Here is a 20,066-nt window from a genome sequence, read left to right as displayed (position 1 = left end):
CACCACAAAGTAGTTACTGCGTGAGCCGCGACGCTCCGCAGGCAAGACGATGCCGAATTCGCAGCAGGCGCGCGACGCTCTGTCGTTGCGTCGTCGCATCTCTACACCCCAAATCGCATTTTTCGCGTTCGAACGCGTCACGAGGAGAATTTTTATGAATTCGATCCATACAGGTGTATCTCGCAGGTCTTTCATGCGGATTCTGGGAGCTGCCTCGGCGGCGGCCACCGCGTTTCCGGCGTTTGGAGCGGTTCAGCAGGCCGCGGGCGCTCCGGCGCAGACACAGGGCCGCCGCGGCTTAGGTGGCGGGGACATGGGCGAGATGCGCCATCTCTCCGCTGACACGGTGATCATCAGCTCCAATGAGAACCCGCTTGGGCCGGCGCAGTCGGCTCTTTCGGCGATCAGCACGACGGCTCCGATGGGCGGACGCTACCACCAGGAGGAGACGATGAAGACGGTCGCGGTCTTCAACGATCTGTTCGGACTGAAGAAGGGCTATTTGGCACTGACTCCGGGATCGGGCGGGCCGCTGGACCTGGCGCTGATGTCGAACATCGGGCCGGACAAGCCGCTGGTCTACGGCGACCCAAGCTATGAGCAGGGGCCGCGCGCAGCCGATACGATGAAGGCTCCGAAGTTCCCCGTTCCACTGACTGCAACCTACGCTCACGACGTGAAGGCGATGCTGAAGGCGCACCCCTCGCCGGGAGCGTACTACATCGTGAATCCGAACAACCCGACGGGGACGATGACACCGAAGGAAGACATCGTCTGGCTTCTGAACAACAAGCCGGCGGGGTCGGTGGTGATTGTCGATGAGGCGTACCACCACTTCTCGAATGACGAGTCCGTGATTGATCTGGTTGCGCAGGACAAGGACATCATCGTGCTGCGGACGTTCTCGAAGATCTACGGGATGGCGGGTCTGCGGGCAGGCGTGGCGGTTGCGCGGCCCGACCTTTTGGCGAAGTTCAACACGGTGGCTCCGCCGGCGCGCAGCCTTGCCAGCATCTCGATCACGAGCGCTGCAGCTGCTCGCGCGAGCCTCGAGGACAAGCAGCTGGTTCCGCTGCGCAGGAAGATCAACGCGGATGTCCGCTCGGAGACGCTAGAGTTCCTGGAGAAGCACGGCTACAAGACGGTTCCGGGCTCGCAGGCCAACATGTTCATGGTGGATGTGAAGCGTCCGGGCCGCGATTTCCAGCAGGCGATGCTGAAAGAGAACGTCGCGATTGGCCGCACGTGGGCCGCGATGCCGAACTACGTTCGCGTCACTGTGGGCACGAAGGATGAGATGCAGAAGTTCCAGACTGCCTTCGTGAAGTGCATGGATACTCCGCCGGGAACTGTGAACGGAGCGGCTTATCTGCACCTGCCCGAGTTCCACGTTCCTTCGGAGCTCTACCGCGGCTAACTCAGTCTGCCACAAGAGGAAAGAGCCCTGGCGACGCGCCGGGGCTTTTTCTTGCCGCCTAAGCCCTGAAATCCTTCGCTCTGGCGCGGTAAACTTTGAAGCACTATGGATCTGATGGGCTGTGGAACGGCGCTGGTCACTCCCTTTGGGAGAGACGGCAGCGTGGATGCGAACTCACTGCGCGCACTGGTGAACTGGCAGATCGAGAGCGGAATCGATTTCCTGATTCCCTGCGGAACAACGGGCGAGGCGGCGACGCTGAGCGAGGCGGAGTGGCTGCAGGTAGTGGAGACTGTGGTTGAGGCCGCCGGGGGCCGGGTTCCTGTGTTTGCAGGATGCACGCACAACGCAACCCATGAGGCGGTCGTCCGCGCGAAGCGGGTGGCGCGGGTGCCGAGACTCACAGGGATTCTGACGGCGAATCCTTATTACAACAAGCCTGGGCAGGAGGGGCAGTACCAGCACTTCAAGGCGATCGCCGAGGCGGTGGAGCTGCCGGTATTGCTGTACAACATTCCCGGGCGAACGGGCGCGAACCTTGAGCCTGCGACTGTTCTGCGGCTGGCCGAGCTGAAGAACGTGATCGGAGTGAAGGAGTCGAGCGGCAATATTGCGCAGATTACGGAGCTGATTACGACGGCGCCCCAGGGCTTCAAGGTGCTTGCAGGGGACGACAGCATGGCGCTGCCGGTGCTGGGGCTGGGCGGGGCGGGCCTCGTCTCAGTGGCTTCGAATGCGATTCCGGCGCAGATGTCGCAGATGGTGCATGCTGCACTGGATAACGATTGGGTGACGGCGCGGAAGTTCAACCGGAAGTTCTTCCGGCTGATGCAGGCGCACTTCTGGGAGCCGAGCCCGGCTCCGATAAAGGCAGTGCTTGCGATGCTTGGGCGCGGTGAAGAAGTGCTGCGGCTGCCGATGGTCCCTGTGTCGGATGGGTTGCGGCGGAAGCTGGAGCAGATGCTTGGTGAGCTGGGGCTGCTCGCAGGTGTTTCCGCAGGTGAGGCGGCACGGGCACGCTGAGCATCCCAACAGATTGAAGATCATGTTCTTGAAAAGGTGATTGTGTGAGTTTGAGCGGAGCGTTGCAGGAGAAGATTGAGCACTGGTTTGCGCAGGGTGCGGCGGTTGTTGGGAATGCAGAGGCAGAAGCGTCTTTTTTCGAACTGCGCGGGGCGCTTGAGGCTGGCACGCTGCGGTCGGCGGAGCCGGACGCTTCCCTTCCCCTTGGCTGGCGCGTGAATGCATGGGTGAAGCGCGGGATACTGCTGGGCTTCCGGCTGGGCGCGATGACGGAGATGGGCTGCACGGACGGGCTCTCGTTTGTGGACAAGGGGACGTATCCCGCGCGGCGGTTTGCCGTGACCGACGGGGTGCGCGTGGTTCCGGGCGGTTCGAGCGTGCGCAGCGGGGCTTATCTGGCGAAGGGCGTTGTTGTGATGCCGCCGGCGTACGTGAACGTCGGCGCGTATGTGGACGAGGGGACGATGGTGGATTCGCACGCGCTGGTCGGGAGCTGCGCGCAGATCGGCAAGCGCGTGCACCTGAGTGCGGCGGCACAGATCGGCGGCGTGCTGGAGCCGGTGAACGCGAGCCCGGTAATTATCGAGGACGATGCGCTTGTGGGCGGAAACACGGGCGTCTACGAGGGCACGGTGGTGCGAAAGCGCGCGGTTATTGCGGCTGGCACAGTGTTGACGCGGGGAACTCCGGTGTATGACCTGGTGAAGGGCGAGGTCTACAAGGCAACGTCGGAGGCGCCGCTGGTGATTCCAGAAGGCGCGGTGGTCGTGCCGGGCTCGCGCTCTGTGAGCAAGGGCAAGGGCGCGGATTGGGGGCTGAGCATTGCGGCTCCGGTGATTGTGAAGTACCGCGATGAGAAGACGGAGCTGTCGCTGGTGCTGGAGGATGTGCTGCGGTAACGGAGCCGATTGCCCGCTACAGAGACGTTCTGCCCTAAGGTGTTGGCGGCCCGAGTGCTAAGATTTAAGTTTCATGGCACAAGATAAGTTGAAGATGATTCCGCTGGGGGGCCTGGGCGAGTTCGGCATGAACTGCATGGTCCTCCGCTGGCAGGATGACATTATCGTCATCGATGCCGGGCTGATGTTTCCTGAAGAAGAGCTGCTTGGTGTGGACATTGTGGTTCCGGATATCAGCTACCTGACCGAGAACCGCGACAAGGTGCGCGCCATCGTGCTGACGCACGCGCATGAAGACCACATCGGCGGACTGCCGTGGATCCTCTCGGAGCTGAATGTTCCGGTCTATGGGACGGAGTTCACGCTTGCGTTCGTCGAGGGCAAGCTTGAGGAGCATGGTCTGCTGGACGATGCAGATCTGATCGAGATTCTGCCGGGCGAGCGGTTTACGCTGGGGCCGTTTGCAATTACTCCGATTCGCGTAACGCACTCGCTGGTGGACTGCGTTGCGCTGGCGATTCATACGCCGGTGGGCGTGGTGCTGCATACCGGCGACTTCAAGGTGGACCTCTCGCCGCCGGACGGCAAGCCATTCGACCTGCATGCCTTCGCTGAACTGGGCAAGCAGGGTGTGCTGGCGCTGCTGCAGGACTCAACCAACGTGGACCGGCGCGGATATACGCCGAGCGAGAAGGCGGTGCGGCCGCGACTGGATGAGATCTTCTCGCAGACGCAGAAGAAGCTGTTCTTCAGCTGCTTCTCGTCGTCGATACACCGGATACGGCTGGCAATGGAGCTGGCGGCTGAGCATGGACGCAAGATTGCGATCGTCGGGAGGTCGCTCGACAACTCGACCGAGATTGCGCAGGACCTGGGCTATCTCGATCCTGCTCCGGGGCTGATCATCAATCCGGGACAGATCAAGGAGCTTCCAGACCACAAGGTCTGCGTGATGATCACGGGCACGCAGGGCGAGCCGATGAGCGCGCTGAGCCGCGCAGCGGTGAGCAACCACAAGCACGCTCAGATTGAGCCGGGCGACACGGTGCTGTTGAGCTCGCGGGTGATTCCGGGGAATGAGAAGTCGATCTACCGCATGATCGACCACCTGGAGCGGCGCGATGCAAAAGTGATCTATGACGACGGAGCTTCGGGGCTGATCCATGTGAGCGGACACGGGAGCCAGGAGGAGCTGCGGCTCATCATCAACCTGGTGCGGCCGAAGTTCTTCATCCCTGTGCACGGCGACTACCGCCATCTGAAGCGGCACGCCGAGCTGGCAGGCTCGATGGGAGTGGTCGAGAAGACGCTTCTGCTGGAAGACGGCGATATTCTCGAGATGGACAGGAGTTCCGCGACGAAGACGGGCAAGGTGACGGTGGGCCGCGTGTGCATCGACTCGGGAGGGGCCTCGACGGACGTCGTGGAGGACATGGTGATCCGCGACCGCAAGCATCTCAGCGAGGACGGAATCGTATTGCCGATCATCGCAATCAACAAGCACACAGGCAAGGTGGAGAACGCACCGGAGATTGTGATGCGCGGCACGGCCATCGATGGGGAGGACCTGATCGCAGAGGCACGTCAGGTGGTGCAGCGCACGCTCGATGGTTCGTCGGGCGAGGAGAAGGCGGACTACGGCGTGATCAAGGAGAAGATTCGGACTGATCTGAAGCGGTATATCCAGAAGAGTACGAGCCGGCGGCCGTTGATCATGCCGGTGATTCTGGAGATCTGAGCCAGGGCGGCACCTGGGATGGGGGTTACGCGGCGTAGGCTGTAGGTTACCGAAGCGGATGCTGACGGTTGAGACGAGCGCATCGGCAAGGGTAAGATTGTCGTCAAAATATGCGGCCAGCAGCCGGACGGTAGCAGACACAGCAATGGCAGCCCGCAAGGCCTGAAGGCGAGGGACCCGATGTTGAGTTTGACATGGTGCCGCCGCACAGCTTTGGCATTGGTCGGATCGGTGGCTGGAGTCTGGGGTGTCCCGTCTCCAGCGCAGAAGCAGCCGTCGCAACCGCAGTCCAGCGTACAGCCTGAATCGCCGCGAACCGCGCAGCAGGATGCTCCCAAACCGCGGCCAAAGATTGGAATCGCGTTTGAGGGCGGCGGGGCGCTGGGGTTTGCCCACATTGGTGTGATCGAGTGGCTTGAGGCGCATCACATTCCTGTCGATTATGTGTCTGGAACGAGCATGGGTGGTCTTGTGGGCGGCCTGTATGCTTCTGGCCTGAGCACGGACGAGATCAAGACGTTTATCTCACGCATCGACTGGCAGACAGTGCTGAGCGGGCAGGTGCCCTTTCAGGCGTTGAACTTCCGGCGCAAGGAAGACAAGCTCGCGTTTCCGAACCGGCTGGAGTTTGGGCTAAAGGGCGGGTTCAGCCTGCCGAGTGGATTGAACAGTGGCTCCGAGGTGGGATTACTATTCGACCGCACGATGCTGCCGTACTACGATCTGAAGAGCTTTGACGACCTACCTATCCCGTTCCGGTGCGTGGCAACGGAGATCAGGACAGGCCAGAAACATGTGTTTGCGGACGGATCGCTTCCCCAGGCGCTGCGGGCGACGATGTCTATCCCGGGTGTCTTTGCGCCAGTGCAGCGTGGCAACGATATCTACTCGGACGGCGGCGCGGTAGATAATCTGCCGGTGGATGTGGCGCGATCGATGGGATCGGATGTAGTGATCGCGTCGTACCTGAATTCGGGACCTCCGGATCCGGGCGGCCTGAACTCGCTGATTGGCATCGCCGGCAGGAACGTGTCGATCATGGTTGCGGCCAATGAGGTGCAGAGTCTGAAGAGCGCGGACGTCGTCATCTCGTCGGACGTGAGCAAGTTTGCCACGCTTGAGTTCTCCAAGAGCTCCGAGATTATCCCGCTAGGGGAAAAGGCCGCTGCGCAACAGGCTTCGAAGTTAGAGAAGTATGCGCTGAACGATGCCGACTGGGCGGCCTATATGGCACAAAGGCAGGCACGTCGGCGGACGAAGGTCCCGGTTCCGCAGTTTGTCGAGGTCCATGGGATCAGCGGGGCTGAACAGTCCGGGGTTGCACGCGAGTTTCAAAAGTATGTCGGCGAACCGATCGATGCAGACAAGCTCAAGACGAGCATTGCCGACCTGCAGGGAACCGGAATCTTCTCGACGATCAACTACAACATCGTGGACAGAGATGGCAAGCCGGGCCTGCTGATACGTGCGCGGGACAAGGGCTACGGGCCGCCGTTTCTGAACTTAGGAGTGACGATTCTTGCCAACGATTCCAACAATGTGCAGCTCGGATTAGGAGGCAGAGCAACATTCTTCGGCCTGACGGGGCCGGACTCAGAGTTGCGCGTGACCGGGATGGTCGGGCAAATTGCCGGATTGAGCGGTGAGTTGTACAAGCCGCTGAAAACCGGGTCGCATGCCTTTGTGGCTCCGCACGCTTACCTATCTCATCTGGTCAACGCCTATTATCAGGGCAGCACTCAGCTGGAGCAATATAAAGAGAAAAGAAATGGTCTGGGAGTCGACCTTGGCTACCAGTTCAATACGCGAACGGAACTGCGCGTTGGCGAGGACTACCAGTGGTTCAGCGAACGAGCCACAGTCGGAACAGCCGCTCAGCAGGCGTTTACGCTGACGCCGCTTGCAACGAACGTGAAGTTCCAGTACCTGGGTCAGGACGATGTGGTCGTACCTACGCGCGGAACCATTCTGCAGAACGTTTATAGCTACTACACGAAGCGCCCGTTTGGTTCAGGTGGGTACTCGCAGATGATTGGGGTTTTGGCCCATTTTGTCCCGATCCGGTCTCGGGGAATTCTTTACGGGGTCGTCCAGGGAGGAACGAGCTTTGGCACTGATAATCTGGGCCTTGCCGGCCTGACCCTGGGCGGGCCTCTGAGGCTGAGTGCCTACGGCCAGAACGAGCTCCTTGGCACGGACTATGTTCTCGGCCAGGTGGGGTATCTATATCGCCTGGTGCGTTTGAATCCTGTGTTTGCGGATGCAATCTATGCGGGCGGATTGTACGAGATCGGCAAGATGTACGGCGGCAATTCACAGACGCCGACGCTGCCGAATGACGTTGCCGGGCTGGTTGTGATCAAGACGTTGATCGGGCCGGTGTATGGCGGCTTGAGCATCGGCGACAGCGACCACAGGAAGTGGTACTTCGGGGTGGGGCGTGTGTTCTAGGCGGATTATTCGCTTCCGCGCGGGGCAACGTTATCATTGCCTCAGCGGAGATTGAAATGACTGAGTTTGTGACGCTGGATGAGATTCGGACCGCGAAAGAGCGGATTGCAGGAGTCGCCGTGAGGACGCCGCTCTATCGCGTGGAACGCGCGCGGCTGCGCATGGCCAAGGTTGCTGAGCCGGAGTTCGATCTCTACATCAAGGCAGAGAGCGAGCAGCCGATTGGCAGCTTTAAGCTGCGCGGGGCATACAACATGGTGTCGCAGCTTTCGCCGGAGGCTCTAAAGCGCGGCGTGATCACTTATTCCAGTGGTAATCATGCGCAGGGGGTCTCGTATGCGGCACGGGCGCTGGGGACGAAGGCGGTGATTGTGATGCCGTCGAACGCTCCTGAGGTGAAGAAGGCCGCGACGCGCGCGCTGGGAGCGGAGATTGTGGAGGTCGGGCCGGCTTCGTCCGAGCGGAAGCTGAAGGCTGAGGAGTTGGTCGCGCAGTTCGGCTACGCGATGATTCCGCCGTACGATGCGCGGGAGATCATTGCCGGGCAGGCGACGTGCGGACTGGAGATTGTGGAACAGTTGCCCGATGTGGACCTTGTGGTTTCGCCAGTAAGCGGCGGCGGTTTGCTGAGCGGCATCGCAACTGCCGTGAAGCTGGCGGCAGGGGCAGGGCTCGCCAGACCTGACGTGAAAGTGTGGGGCGCGGAGCCCGAGCTGGCCGCCGATGCGCACGAGAGCTTCTACTCGAAGAAGCTGGTGGAGTGGCCGGCGGAGAAGACGACGCGGACGATTTGTGACGGGCTGCGCACGCAGAGCCTGGGCGTGCTGAACTTCGAGCACGTGATGCGGTATGTGGATGGCATCGTCACCGTGAAGGAAGACGAAATTCTGGCGGCGATGCGGGTGATGCTGACCACGACGAAGCTCGTTCCTGAGCCGAGCGGGGCGGTGACGCTTGCGGCAGCACTTTATCACGCACGCGAATTGCCCAGCGTGAAGAAGGTGGCCGTGGTGTTGAGCGGGGGCAATCTTGAGCCTTCCCTTCGGGAGCGCCTGGAGAGCGAGATGATGGAGCGGGTCGGATGACCATGGCCCCCACAGGCGTGCGGACCGCGTCTAACGAACTGATGACGAATCGCTGGCTGAAGAGGGCAGCATTGGGCGTGGCCTTGCTGGCCGGTTGCGGTGCGACGTGGGCGCAGAAGCCCGACAAGAGCAAGTCCGGTTACGATCGCTCTGCGCGGGCCACAGTGCTGCACGAGGCAAATGTGTACGTTGCGTCGGACGCGGACTCGCAGAGGGTCTCGCTGGTGACGCCGGGCCACGAGGTCGTGATTGTTGAGCGCAGCGGGCCGTGGGTGAAGGTGTTTGCCAACACGGACGTCGAGGACGACGCGGAAGATAAGCCGGAGTTCAGCGAAGATGAGACTGTAACGCCAGCCTCGGGATGGATTCGCGACAAAGGGATTGTGACACCGACGACTCCTGGCGGCGATGCGATTCTCTTTGGAGCGGCGGCGAACCTCGAAGACGAGGCGTCACGTCCGAACGCCCGCAAGGGAGCGGCGATGGCTGCGCATCTGATCTACCGGCGTGTGGCGGACTACTATCCGCAGTCGCCGTTGGCTGCTGAGGCGGCATGGCGCTCGGCGGATATTCGCTGGCAGCTTGAGCGGCGCGATATCAGCACGCTGCCCTCGGCCAAGGAGCAGGATGCTTCCCTGCGGCCGCAGATCTTCGACGGCGATATGAAGAAAGTCATCAAGAATTATCAGGGGACAAAGTATGCGGCGTTAGCGGCCTACGAGTTGCTCGACAACAAGATGTGCGGCGACTGGCAGGGCCTGCCGAAGTGTCCGGAGATGGAGGCAGGGTTGTATGAGAAGTACGCCCGACAGTATCCAGACGGGCCGAAGGCCGCAGAGGCGCTCTACAACGCGATCTATCGCGAGGGCGTGGTGGTGGCGATGTACACAGTTCAGGACGACAAGAAGAGGGCCGGCGCAGCCGCATCGCGGGCCCAGGCGTTGGCCGAGGATTTGAAGGCGAAGTATCCGCAGACGGACTACGCTGCGCGCGGGGCCAGCATCGCTTATCGCGTGCAGCAGGGGATTCCGATCTATGGCAACGACCGGGACTGAGGCAAGGTCGTGACGTTGGCCGCGGCGCGGAGTTGAGGCTTCGGCGGTGTTCGAAAAGGTACTCTCCTGGCTACGATCCTCTTCATCTTGTCTTGAGGTGGAGCATGTAGCATTGGACTATGCCTATTTTGAAAGTCATTGTGCTTGCGATTGTGCAAGGACTGGCAGAACTGTTGCCCGTCTCGAGTTCGGCCCACGTTGTTGTAGCGGAGAAGCTGATGGGGCTTGATCCCTCCTCCCCACAGATGACGCTGCTGCTCGTGATGCTGCACACGGGCACGATGTTCGCCGTAATCGCGTATTTCTGGAACCAGTGGAAGCGGACGTACTTCGCAAGCTCGGATGCTTTCAAGCGATTTGCGATTCGCGTAATCTGGGCGACATTGCTGACCGGTATCATCGGCGTCATTCTGCAGAAGGCAATTGAGAAGACGGTGTTCAAGGGAGCACCGAAGGCGCAGATCGAGGACCTGTTCAGCCATCTTGAGTTGATTGCTCCGGCACTGCTGGCGGCGGGAGTTCTCATCCTGATCGCCGGACTGATGGAGAGGCGCCTTGCCGCAGCGCAACAGAAGTTCTACGGCGACAGCGTGACGATGCGGCAGGCCGGATGGATGGGCTTCGTGCAGGGGCTGTGCCTGCCGTTTCGCGGGTTCTCGCGCTCGGGGGCGACGATCTCGACCGGCATGCTGACGGGCGCGAGCAAGGAGCGGGCGGAACGGTTCAGCTTTGCGCTAGCCGTGGTGCTGACTCCGCCGGTCGTCGCTCGCGAGGCGCTGCGGCTGTTGAAGGCATCGCACGAGGCTGCTGCGGCGGGGACGCCGATCGATCTGCACGGCAGCGTGGTCACAAGCCTGCTGGGCGCGGTGTTTGCCTTCTTCGCCGGGCTTGTGGCGCTGAGGTGGCTGAGCGCATGGCTTGAGGCGGGGCGCTGGTATCTGTTTGGGATCTACTGCGTGGTGGCCTCTGTGGCCGTCTTCTACCTACACCACATCGGCTACTAAGAAGATTTGCAAGGGGATGCGGCCGGACCCACACGGGTCCGGCCGATGGTTTGTAACCGGATACCTACCGGGAGTTTTCCCTTTTTAGCAGACGGGGTTACGAGATCCGTCTGGGATAATCGGAGGTGCTCTGGTGGTTCTCGGCCTCGGTGTAGACCGCCCGTGTGCAGAGGGCCTGCGCCGGCGCGAGAGAGGCTGCGCTTACCCCTGATGAAGACCCTAAGACTTGTCTCCGCACCGACCCGCCACCGCCGACTGAACGAGATTCTCGGCCTGATGATGCTGGTGGCGGCAAGCCTGCTGCTGCTGGCGCTGTCGAGCTATACCCCGACGGACCGCTCGTTCAACACCGTGGGCGGCTATGCCGTGGGCCGTCCCGCGCACAACTGGACCGGCCTCGTGGGAGCTTACCTCTCGGACGCGATGCTGCAGTTGATCGGCATAGCTGCGTTCTTTCTGCCATTGGTGATTGGCCGGCTGGGGCTGTGCTGGATGCGCTCGCGGCCCGCAGGATCGCCGCTTGCCAAGTCGGTGGGTCTTGCGATGTGGGTTGTCTTCGGACCGGCCGCCATCGCGCTGCTGCCCGGGAACCTCCTGTGGCGTGGAGCTCTTCCAATTGCTGGCACGACTGGCCGCCTGCTCGCCGATGTCATGGTGCACTACCTCAACTTGCCCGGCGCGTCGATCGTGCTGGCGCTGATGGTTGCGCTGTCGCTCTATCTGGCTACGACCTTCACCTTCAATACGGCGCGCGAGTGGGCGACGATGCGCTTCGGCTTCCTGGCGCGGATGTGGGACCGCTGGTCGCAGTGGCGCGCGAGCCGTCGCGGCGCAGAGGTTGATGCGGCTGAGGCCTTCACCAGCAAGCGGGAGCGAGCCGAACTGAAGGCGCAACAGGCGCGCGAGCTTGCCGAGCAGAAGGCTGCCGAGGCTGACGCAGACGCTCAGCGGCGGAGTTCGACGCTGCTGGGAGGTCTCTTCGGCTGGCTTGGCCGCAGGAAGATTACGAAGCCGATCCAGATGACGCCTGAAGAGGAGGCCGCCGCGCATGACGGAGACGCCTCCGTGTGGCACGCCATGCCGCGGACGCTGGTGGATGCTCCTCCAGTGACGCCGCTGAGAACAGCGACCGCCGCGGCAGCTCCGTTTGCCGACGCGCTGGCAAAGGCTGCGGCTCCTGTGCGCGCAATCGACGATACTTCGAACTTCCACGATCATGGTTTCCACCTGCGCGCAGACGACGAGCCGGAGCCTCCGCTGCCTGCTGTAGAGCCAGAGCAGCGTATGACCAGGAAGCTTGTCGAGATGAGACCGGGCGCAGCACCGGCCCCAGCACCCGAGGATGGGATCTCCTTCGGCAAGCGCGCGGATGCGGACATCAAGGCAGTTGCAATTACTCCCAAGAGCATTCGCGGCTACAAGCTGCCGCCTTCTTCCCTGCTCTACCACAGCGACGAGCAGTCTACCGTGCGCGAGGACGAACTGCGCGAAGAGGCCCGTGTGCTGGTGGAGAAGTGCGCCGAGTTCGACGTCGATGGGCAGGTGACGCAGATCAACCCCGGCCCAGTCGTGACGACCTTCGAGTTCAAGCCGGACGCGGGCGTGAAGTACGCGCGCGTCACCGGACTGGCCGACGACCTCTGTCTGGCCATGGCCGCCGAGAGCATCCTGATCGAGCGCATGGCGGGCAAGAGCACGGTCGGCATCCAGGTTCCGAACAGTGAGCGCGAGACGATCTGGCTGCGCGACGTTGTCGAATGCGAGAGCTTCGCGCAGTCGAAGTCGCGGCTGCCGATCGCGTTGGGCAAGGACATCAACGGCCGCATCGTAACGGCCGATCTCGCTGCGATGCCGCACGTTCTCATTGCAGGTTCCACAGGATCGGGTAAATCGGTCGCGATCAACGCGATGATTATGAGCGTGCTGTTCAAGTCGACGCCCGAGCAGGTCCGCATGATCCTCGTCGATCCCAAGCGCGTCGAGCTAGGCATGTACGAGGGCATCCCGCACCTCTTCACGCCGATCATCACCGAAGCGAAGCTTGCGGCCAACGCGCTCAGGAACGCTGTGCGCGAGATGGAGCGGCGTCTGAAACTGCTGGCGGCGAACCACGTCCGCAACATCGACCAGTTCAACAAGCTCTTCGACAGCGGCAGCGGACACCTCTTCGAGGATGTCAACCAGGAGCCGCTGCCCTACATCATTATCGTCATCGACGAGCTGGCCGACCTGATGATGCTCGACCGCGCCAACGTGGAAGAGGCGATCACGCGGCTCGCGCAGATGGCTCGCGCCGTCGGCATCCACCTGGTGCTGGCGACGCAGCGGCCTTCGGTGGACGTGATCACGGGCCTCATCAAGGCCAACGTACCGACGCGCATGAGCTTCCGCCTCGCCACCAAGGTTGACTCGCGCACCATCATCGACTCGAACGGCGCCGAGAGCCTGCTGGGCCGCGGCGACATGCTGTACCTGCCACCGGGAACGAGCCGTGTGCAGCGCGTCCACGCGCCCTTTGTCACGGAGAAAGAGATCGCCGCTGTAACCGAGTTCTGGAAGGCGCAGGGCGAGGCCGAGTACGTCCACGGCTTCCTCGAAGGCCCGAAGGATGAAGCCGGCAAGGAGATCGACGGCAACTCAGAAGGCGAGGCCGACGACCCCATGTACGACGACGCTGTGCGCCTCGTCTTCGAGTTCGGCAAGGCAAGCACTTCCCTGCTGCAGCGGAGGCTGCGCATCGGCTATGGGCGCGCCGCCCACCTGATCGACATGATGTACAACGACGGCTTAGTGGGTCCTGCCGATGGCTCGAAGCCGCGCGAACTGCTGAAGTCTCCGAACTGGATCAGCGAGGTGGATGCGGCAATGCGGTAGACTCCCACACCCGTGCAATTTGCGCAAAATATTCATAATAGGTTGTTTAGGTTTGGACTTATACCGTGAAGTACAGCTTTTTTGCGGCTATTCCTCCTAAAGTATTCATTGCAGATGAGTTGTCAGAAAAAGATAGAGCCCCGGCTGTGCCGAGGCTCTGTTTCTTTGCTACTTCTAGTTTAGCAAACCACGGAAACTATCATGCCACTTGTAATCCTTTTTGTTTTGAACGAATTAAGTGATTTTGGGGCTTGACAAGGATTTCTGTGGGAAATCGGAGCTCTTGGGAAGATTGGCTAGGTGTAGTCGAACAGCGCCATGAAACCGAAATCCATGTGCAGCTGCTGGTGGCAGTGGAAGAGAGTCGGCCCGGGATTGTTGGCTACAAAATCGACCTCAACCTCCTGGAAGCCTCCGACCATCACGACGTCCTTCATCACGCCCGAGCTGGGTTGTCCTGAGATGCGTCTCAGCTCGAAGCTGTGCCGATGCAGGTGAATCGGGTGGATATCGTCACTGGCATTACGCATCCTCAGACGATACCGTTTGCCTTCGCGCACGTGAAATAACGCCGGAGCCATCATCTGGGCAGAGGGATATGCAACGCCATTGATCGTCCAGAGATTGAATCCGTCCGCGGCGGCGTTCTGCTTTTCGAAGAGCATGTTGAAGGTCTCGTCCGGCTCGATCACAGAGTCAGTTGGAACGCCGAAGTGCGCGTAGTTCCATTTGAATGGCCTGGGAGCGACCCACTGCGGCTTCCCCTTGTATCCGGCGTACTCGACTACGATCCCCATGCCGTGATGACGGTCATCGTCTGAGAGATCACCCATCACCCAGACGCCGGGGTGGTTCATTTCAACGATGGCTGAGATGCGTTCCGCCGTTCCGAGCCACAACCCTGGCACGCGGACTGGCCTGGGAAGCCGGTTGCCGTCCATCGCAACAATCGTGAAGCTGTGGCCCGGCAGTGCGAGACTGCGTATCTCTCCAGCGCTTCCATTCAACACATGGAACAGCACTCGCTCGCCCTGTTTCACCCGGATAGGCTCGCCATGGCCGAGCATTCTGCCGTTGATCGTGAACGCGTCATAACCGACCTCGAAGCCATGGGCCGCGCCCTTCGCAAGGGACGCGTTCATCGCCTGTTCGCCTCTATCTTTGAGTTCTTTGACGACGGCTGCGGGTGACAAAAAGTCCATCGCCATGTCGCCGCCGCGGCTCAACGCAGGCTGAAATTCCTTCATGGTCAGAAAAACCTCGCGGTCGTACGCGCCTGGATTGTCCCTTGGTTCGATGTAGACAGGCCCGACCAGCCCGCTGTATTGGCCTGCGTTCAGGTCTGCTCCTGCGCGCACGTGCGTGTGGTAGAAGCGAAGACCCGAAGGCCCAGGGGTGAACGTGATGCGGCGGCTGCCATGGGGGGGGATAAATGGAGTTCCCTCCTCTGCAGCGCCGTCCACGTCTCCAGAGACGAACTGACCATGCCAGTGCAACTGCTCCGGTGTGTCCGTCTGGTTGTGAACATCGATCGTCACTTTCTGCCCTTCCTTAAGGCGGAGGAGCGGACCGGGGAACTGACCGCTATAGGTCTTCGTCGAGAGGATGCGGTTGGAGGCAAGCTCAACTGGCGTCGTTGCAATCGTTAGAGCATAGTCAGCGGGGCCGTCGTTGAGTGGAACAGATCCCTTCGCGGCATCGGTGATCGATTGGCAGAAGCTCGCATGAGGCAGCAGAGGGCCTCCGGCGATGATTCCCGCGGCTTTAAGAAAGTCCCTTCGGGAATATGCAGGTGGCGACATAAAACTCCTCGTTACGGCCCAGACGATTTTTGCCGTAGTGGAAGAATAGCCCGCCGGGGACACCGAGGCCCGCCTTGCCCATCCCTCCCCAATACAACTAAGCTAGAGTTGCTATGTATGAAGACTTCGAAGTGACTGACCGCTGGACCGGGGAGCAGCTTCACTGTTCCTGGAAGGGGACGATCGTTGCCATCGCAACCCGCCATGCCGACGCGACCGATATCCGCTTCTCCGTCAACGACAAGCCGGTGTGGATTGCCATGCCGAATGCAGCATGGGTCGAGCAGAAGCGCCGCACAGGCCACGTCATCACTGACTACCTGGCTGCACAGGCCGCAGGCCGCTACCTGAAGCACGCCATCGAATCCGGCTACGACAACGGGCGCGAGATGTACACCATGACGGTCGATGAGGTCCTGGAGCACGCCGATGCCGTCGTTCACGAGGCCGGCCACACGACCAAGCTCCCCAGCCTTCCCGTGATCAACGCGGACATTCGTCCTGAAGACGAGATGTCGATTCACCTGCCAGGCGAACCAGCTTAACCAGCGAGAGACCCTCCTGATGCTCACGCGCCGCCGATTCCTCGTCACGTTTCCGGCCTTCGCCGCCGTAATGCATGACGCGGCTTTCCCCTTCAGGAAAAAGCCGCCTGCACCTCCGGCCCCCGTCTTTGTCTACTTTGGAACCGACACGAGCAAAGGAGTCAGCAAGGGGATCTATCAGTCGCGATTCGATCCTGCAAGCGGCCACCTTACACCTCCTACCCTTGCGGCAGTTACGCCGCGGCCCTCCTACCTTGCTCTCGCGCCAATCTCCCAGAGCGGACGCCGCTTTCTTTATGCAGTGAACGAGACGAACGACTCAAGCGATGCTGTCACGACCTTCGCCATGGATCCGAAGACAGGAGCGCTTCGGCAGATTGGGCAGGTTCCCTCCGGTGGCGCCGGTCCCTGCTACGTCTCCGTCGACTCGACCGGAAAATCCGCATTTGTAGCGAACTATTCCGGGGGTACGCTTGCGTCCTACCGGATTGCGCCCGACGGCACGCTGAGTCAACCGGTCGACCGCATCGACTTTCATGCCTCGAAGTTCGGCAAGCGTGGTCCGAACGCAGCGCGACAAGATGGGCCCCACGTCCATTCCGCCACGATCTCGCCCGACAACCGATTTCTGCTGGCAAGTGATCTTGGTTCTGACGACATTGCCGTCTTCTCGATCGATCCCCGAACCGCGCAACTGGCCACAAGCGATCCGTATCTCTTTCGCAACAACCGTCCCGGTTCCGGCACGCGCCATGTCGCGTTCCATCCCAACTGTCGCTGGGTCTACGGCATCTGCGAGCTCGATTCCACGATCGACCACTATCTGTGGTCGACGACGCAGTCCACCGACACCCCCAAGGGACTGCTGGTGAACGCGAACTTCCACATCAGCACGGTGGCTCCGGACTTTACGGGGAAGAACACAGGCTCTGAAGTCGCGGTCTCTCCGGACGGGAGCTTTCTCTACGCCAGCAACCGCGGCGAGGACACGCTTGTCGTCTTCGCCATCCGTCCCAAGGACGGCTCACTGTCAGTCGTGCAGCGCATCGCCTGCGGAGGCAAGACACCGCGCCACTTTGTGATGGACCAGACGGGGCGCTGGATCCTCTGCGGCAATCAGAACTCGGCTACGGTGACAGTCTTCCGCCGCGATCCTGGCTCGGGGCAGCTTACCGGGCCCGTTCAGACAGTCAACGTCGACTCACCCATGTTCAGTCTCTTCGCCTGAGAGCTATGTTTGCGCGCCGTCTTGTGGTTGAACGCGTTGATCTTTCGGGCAGCGCCGAGCGGTGCCCCATCAAGTGGATCGATAGCTTTGCTATGCGGAACTTCACCAACGACGCGGTCTTTGACGATACTCTGCCAGTTGAGGACGGCGTTCTCGAAGCCGGCTATCGCGTTCCGCTCGAGCGGCTGCAGACAGGCATGGAAGACTGGTTCCGCCGCAAAGGCTACCTCGCACCGGAAGACCGCCTCCGCATTACCGAGACGGCCGCTTGAGTCTCTACTCGTCGTAGTGCAAAAGGCTGAATACGTCGTACTCGGGAAACTTCGCACGGCCCTTCAGAAAGTCTAGCTCGATCGCAAATCCCAGACCGGCGATGACGCCTCCAAGCTGCCTGACTAGCTGCACGGTCGCTTGCATCGTTCCGCCGGTCGCCAGCAGGTCATCGACGATGATCACGCGCTGACCGGGCTGAATCGCGTCCAGATGAATTTCCAGTGAATCTGTGCCGTACTCGAGGTCGTAGCTCACTCGTGCAGTTGCTGCGGGCAGCTTCTTCGGCTTGCGCACCGGCACAAACCCGGCATTGAGACGGTAAGCCAGAGCGGGGCCAAAGATGAAGCCGCGCGCCTCGATGCCCAGCACAAGGTCGATCTCCTTGCCGATGTAGTAGGCGGCGAAGACATCAATCAGCTGCGCGAAGCCGGTCTTGTCCTTGAGCAATGTCGTGATGTCGTAGAACAGGATGCCTGGCTTGGGAAAATCCGGAACTGTCCTGATGAGCGGCTTGAGGGAATCGCAGTTGATCGGGGTCGACATTCGTTCTTACCAGGCTCCTTCAATCTCAAATGGACCGAGTTTCTCGCCTTCGCTATCGGTCAATTCATGTTCAATGACAGCGTCCACACGGCTGCCTCGCGATCCCTTCCTGAGCGCGGCTTTCAGGTCGGCTATATCCTCGGGGCTGCCGGCAGCGACCACCTCAACATGGCCGTCGTCCGTATTTCGCACCCAGCCACGCAGGCCAATCTCCGCGGCCTCCTGCTGCACAAACCAGCGGAATCCGACGCCCTGAACGCGGCCTTTGACGAGGTAATGGCAGACCATGGAGTCCTCAGTGTCGCAGAGCGACTTTCGCCTTGCAAGAATCTGCTGATGAGAGGCGAAGAGGCAGAGTTGTCACTCTGCCTCTGTATGTGATTCCTCTGCGAATCGTTACGCCCGGCTCATGTACGCGCCTTCGGCGGTATCGACGCGGATCTTCTCGCCCTCGTTGATGAACGGCGGAACCTGCACGACCAGCCCGGTCTCGAGCTTGGCAGGCTTGGTGACGGAGGACGCCGTCGCCGACTTGATGCCCGGCTCGGTCTCGACCACCGTCATCTCGACGACGCCGGGCAGTTCAATGCCTACGGCCTTGCCGTCGTGGAAGCTCACGGCGATGGTCAGGTTCGGCAGCAGATAGTCCACCGCGTCGCCGAGCGTCTCGCGCTTGAGGTGCGTCTGTTCGAAGCTCTCCATGTCCATGAAGTAGTAGTCATCCCCGTCGTTGTAGAGGAACTCCATCTTGACCTCGTCCACGACGACGCGCTCGATGGGGTCCGGCGAGCGGAAGCGCTCGACGAACATCGCGCCGGTGCGGATATTGCGGAGCTTGGCCTGGATGAACGCACGGAGGTTACCGGGCGTGCGATGCTCCACGGAGAAGACGAGGTGAAGGTCGTCCTTGAACTTGATAATCATGCCCGGGCGCATCTGCGTAGCGGGAATCGACATAAGAAAACCCCTGATCTCTAACGGTTGTGTTGGTTGTGCGTGGAGGGCGCGCCACGGCGGCAGTCCCATCTCCACAACCCTTCTATTGTAACGCAGCTAGAGGACCGAAGGCGGTCGTCAGGCTCCTGATCAGCCGCCAAAGAGCCGCTTGAAGAAGCGGCCAATCGAATGAAATACGCCGTGCGGCGCAGGGGCGGGCGGAGGCGGAGGCGCCTGGGCCGTTGTCTCCACGGGCGCCACGGCGGTAGCCGTCGTTGCAGGGGCGGCACTTGGGACTGGTGCTATCGGGACGGCTCCCGCGCCGGCACCGGACGGAGCAGAGGCAGCAGCGTGCGGCGCTCCCGTCCCGCCTTCGCTTTCCGATGTGCCGTAGCTCATGGTCGTCGTGACCTGCGCGTGAACGGCCTCGGCCTGAGGCACAGCACTTCCTGGAGCGAGCCCGTCGCTGATGGCCGCCGGGAAGGGATGTTCCTCCTCGACAGCCTTTGTGGACACCGCGGCTCCTGGAGCGGCGGGCGTGGCCGAAGTGTTACCTCCGTCCGCCACCGAGACCACTGGATCGGGAGGACAGCCGCACGGCGAGCTCTCGTGGTCCACTACCTCTTTGAGGCTGCCGTGCTCAAACAACACGTGCTGATCGGGAAGCAGTACATACGACGCCTCCCCAAACTGGTCTGCGATGTTCAGAGCGGGAGCCTGCCCGCCTCGGTTCTCCACGCAAGTATCGCCGTTCGGAGCCACGCGAATCCGCAGATCGAGCGGGCCGGCAACGCGCATGGAAAAGCGCAGGTCCGGCGTCATCACGACATCGTTTGCTGTTGCGGACATGTGAACTTCAATGGCTCCGCGATCAAGTGCCAGCATCAACGGCATGGTACCTTCTGCGCTCTTGCCTGCCGTGACGTGCAATCCGCTGGTAGCGCAGACGCGAATCTCGCCGCCACGGCTGAGCGTGACCTCAGCCGTGTGCTCTCGCGCCGTTACCGTCGTGCTCCCTACCAGCACCGCACGTCCATTGGTCACTTCGAGAGAGCCGGCAACTGTCGCATCCTGCACTCCGACCGTGCCGATCGGCTGCTGCCCGCGCGCCACGGCGACCAGGAATAGAGCAGGAACGAGCCGGCAGATCGTGAACCAACCAGCCTTCATCCCTTCCCTCGTTTCGTCAGCGT

17 protein-coding genes are annotated in these 20,066 nt (G+C 61.3%); 12 read left to right on the top strand and 5 right to left on the bottom strand.

What is annotated here, in order from left to right; genetic code table 11:
- Positions 1-154: 154 nt before the first annotated feature.
- From OHL16_RS15685 to OHL16_RS15645, 9 genes are all read left to right on the top strand, one after another.
- Positions 155-1,417 carry a pyridoxal phosphate-dependent aminotransferase gene (locus tag OHL16_RS15685; protein WP_263368127.1) on the top strand — a complete coding sequence of 421 codons (1,263 nt, stop codon included), beginning with the start codon at positions 155-157 and terminating at the stop codon, positions 1,415-1,417.
- 105 nt (positions 1,418-1,522) lie between these two features.
- Complete coding sequence (gene dapA, locus OHL16_RS15680; protein ID WP_263368126.1) at positions 1,523-2,440, top strand: 4-hydroxy-tetrahydrodipicolinate synthase; 918 nt, start codon at positions 1,523-1,525, stop codon at positions 2,438-2,440.
- Between the two features lie 44 nt (positions 2,441-2,484).
- Positions 2,485-3,339 (top strand): 2,3,4,5-tetrahydropyridine-2,6-dicarboxylate N-succinyltransferase, encoded by an 855-nt coding sequence (locus tag OHL16_RS15675; RefSeq protein ID WP_263368125.1) that lies wholly within the window; start codon positions 2,485-2,487, stop codon positions 3,337-3,339.
- Between the two features lie 73 nt (positions 3,340-3,412).
- Positions 3,413-5,077, top strand: a complete 1,665-nt coding sequence (locus OHL16_RS15670) for a ribonuclease J (protein WP_263368124.1) — start codon at positions 3,413-3,415, stop codon at positions 5,075-5,077.
- 180 nt (positions 5,078-5,257) lie between these two features.
- Positions 5,258-7,528, top strand: coding sequence for a patatin-like phospholipase family protein (locus OHL16_RS15665; RefSeq protein ID WP_263368123.1), 2,271 nt, complete (start codon positions 5,258-5,260; stop codon positions 7,526-7,528).
- 56 nt (positions 7,529-7,584) lie between these two features.
- On the top strand, positions 7,585-8,613 hold the full coding sequence (locus tag OHL16_RS15660) for a threonine ammonia-lyase (RefSeq protein ID WP_263368122.1): 1,029 nt from the start codon (positions 7,585-7,587) through the stop codon (positions 8,611-8,613).
- Positions 8,610-9,668, top strand: coding sequence for a hypothetical protein (locus OHL16_RS15655; protein WP_263368121.1), 1,059 nt, complete (start codon positions 8,610-8,612; stop codon positions 9,666-9,668). Before OHL16_RS15660 ends, OHL16_RS15655 begins: the two co-directional genes overlap by 4 nt.
- 119 nt (positions 9,669-9,787) lie before the next feature.
- Complete coding sequence (locus OHL16_RS15650; protein ID WP_263368120.1) at positions 9,788-10,672, top strand: undecaprenyl-diphosphate phosphatase; 885 nt, start codon at positions 9,788-9,790, stop codon at positions 10,670-10,672.
- Between the two features lie 210 nt (positions 10,673-10,882).
- Positions 10,883-13,546: a DNA translocase FtsK gene (locus OHL16_RS15645; RefSeq protein WP_263368119.1), complete on the top strand. Its 2,664-nt coding sequence runs from the start codon at positions 10,883-10,885 to the stop codon at positions 13,544-13,546.
- 296 nt (positions 13,547-13,842) lie between these two features.
- On the opposite strand, the gene OHL16_RS15640 is transcribed toward OHL16_RS15645, so the two are convergent.
- On the bottom strand, positions 13,843-15,348 hold the full coding sequence (locus tag OHL16_RS15640) for a multicopper oxidase family protein (protein ID WP_263368118.1): 1,506 nt from the start codon (positions 15,346-15,348) through the stop codon (positions 13,843-13,845).
- Positions 15,349-15,461: 113 nt separating this feature from the next.
- Here OHL16_RS15640 and OHL16_RS15635 point away from each other — a divergent pair, with 113 nt between their 5' ends.
- The 3 genes from OHL16_RS15635 to OHL16_RS15625 are packed head-to-tail and all read left to right on the top strand — an operon-like array spanning position 15,462 to position 17,393.
- Positions 15,462-15,893: a hypothetical protein gene (locus tag OHL16_RS15635; RefSeq protein ID WP_263368117.1), complete on the top strand. Its 432-nt coding sequence runs from the start codon at positions 15,462-15,464 to the stop codon at positions 15,891-15,893.
- A gap of 19 nt (positions 15,894-15,912) precedes the next feature.
- Complete coding sequence (locus OHL16_RS15630; RefSeq protein ID WP_263368116.1) at positions 15,913-17,121, top strand: lactonase family protein; 1,209 nt, start codon at positions 15,913-15,915, stop codon at positions 17,119-17,121.
- A 5-nt stretch (positions 17,122-17,126) separates the two neighbouring features.
- A complete protein-coding gene (locus OHL16_RS15625; protein ID WP_263368115.1) occupies positions 17,127-17,393 on the top strand; it encodes a hypothetical protein in 267 nt (88 codons plus the stop codon).
- Between the two features lie 4 nt (positions 17,394-17,397).
- Here OHL16_RS15625 and OHL16_RS15620 read toward each other — a convergent pair whose 3' ends face one another.
- The 4 genes from OHL16_RS15620 to OHL16_RS15605 form a co-directional block, all read right to left on the bottom strand.
- Positions 17,398-17,937: an adenine phosphoribosyltransferase gene (locus OHL16_RS15620; RefSeq protein WP_263368114.1), complete on the bottom strand. Its 540-nt coding sequence runs from the start codon at positions 17,935-17,937 to the stop codon at positions 17,398-17,400.
- Between the two features lie 6 nt (positions 17,938-17,943).
- Positions 17,944-18,225: an acylphosphatase gene (locus OHL16_RS15615; RefSeq protein ID WP_263368113.1), complete on the bottom strand. Its 282-nt coding sequence runs from the start codon at positions 18,223-18,225 to the stop codon at positions 17,944-17,946.
- Between the two features lie 108 nt (positions 18,226-18,333).
- Positions 18,334-18,894, bottom strand: coding sequence for an elongation factor P (gene efp, locus OHL16_RS15610; RefSeq protein ID WP_263368112.1), 561 nt, complete (start codon positions 18,892-18,894; stop codon positions 18,334-18,336).
- 129 nt (positions 18,895-19,023) lie between these two features.
- Positions 19,024-20,043 (bottom strand): nuclease, encoded by a 1,020-nt coding sequence (locus OHL16_RS15605; protein ID WP_263368111.1) that lies wholly within the window; start codon positions 20,041-20,043, stop codon positions 19,024-19,026.
- Positions 20,044-20,066 lie beyond the last annotated feature (23 nt).

Origin of the sequence: Edaphobacter bradus, assembly GCF_025685645.1 — a bacterium.
GTDB classification, from domain to species: Bacteria; Acidobacteriota; Terriglobia; order Terriglobales; family Acidobacteriaceae; genus Edaphobacter; species Edaphobacter bradus.
The sequence above is the reverse complement of the archived record's forward strand: the minus strand, read 5'-3'. Positions and strand labels throughout refer to the sequence as shown.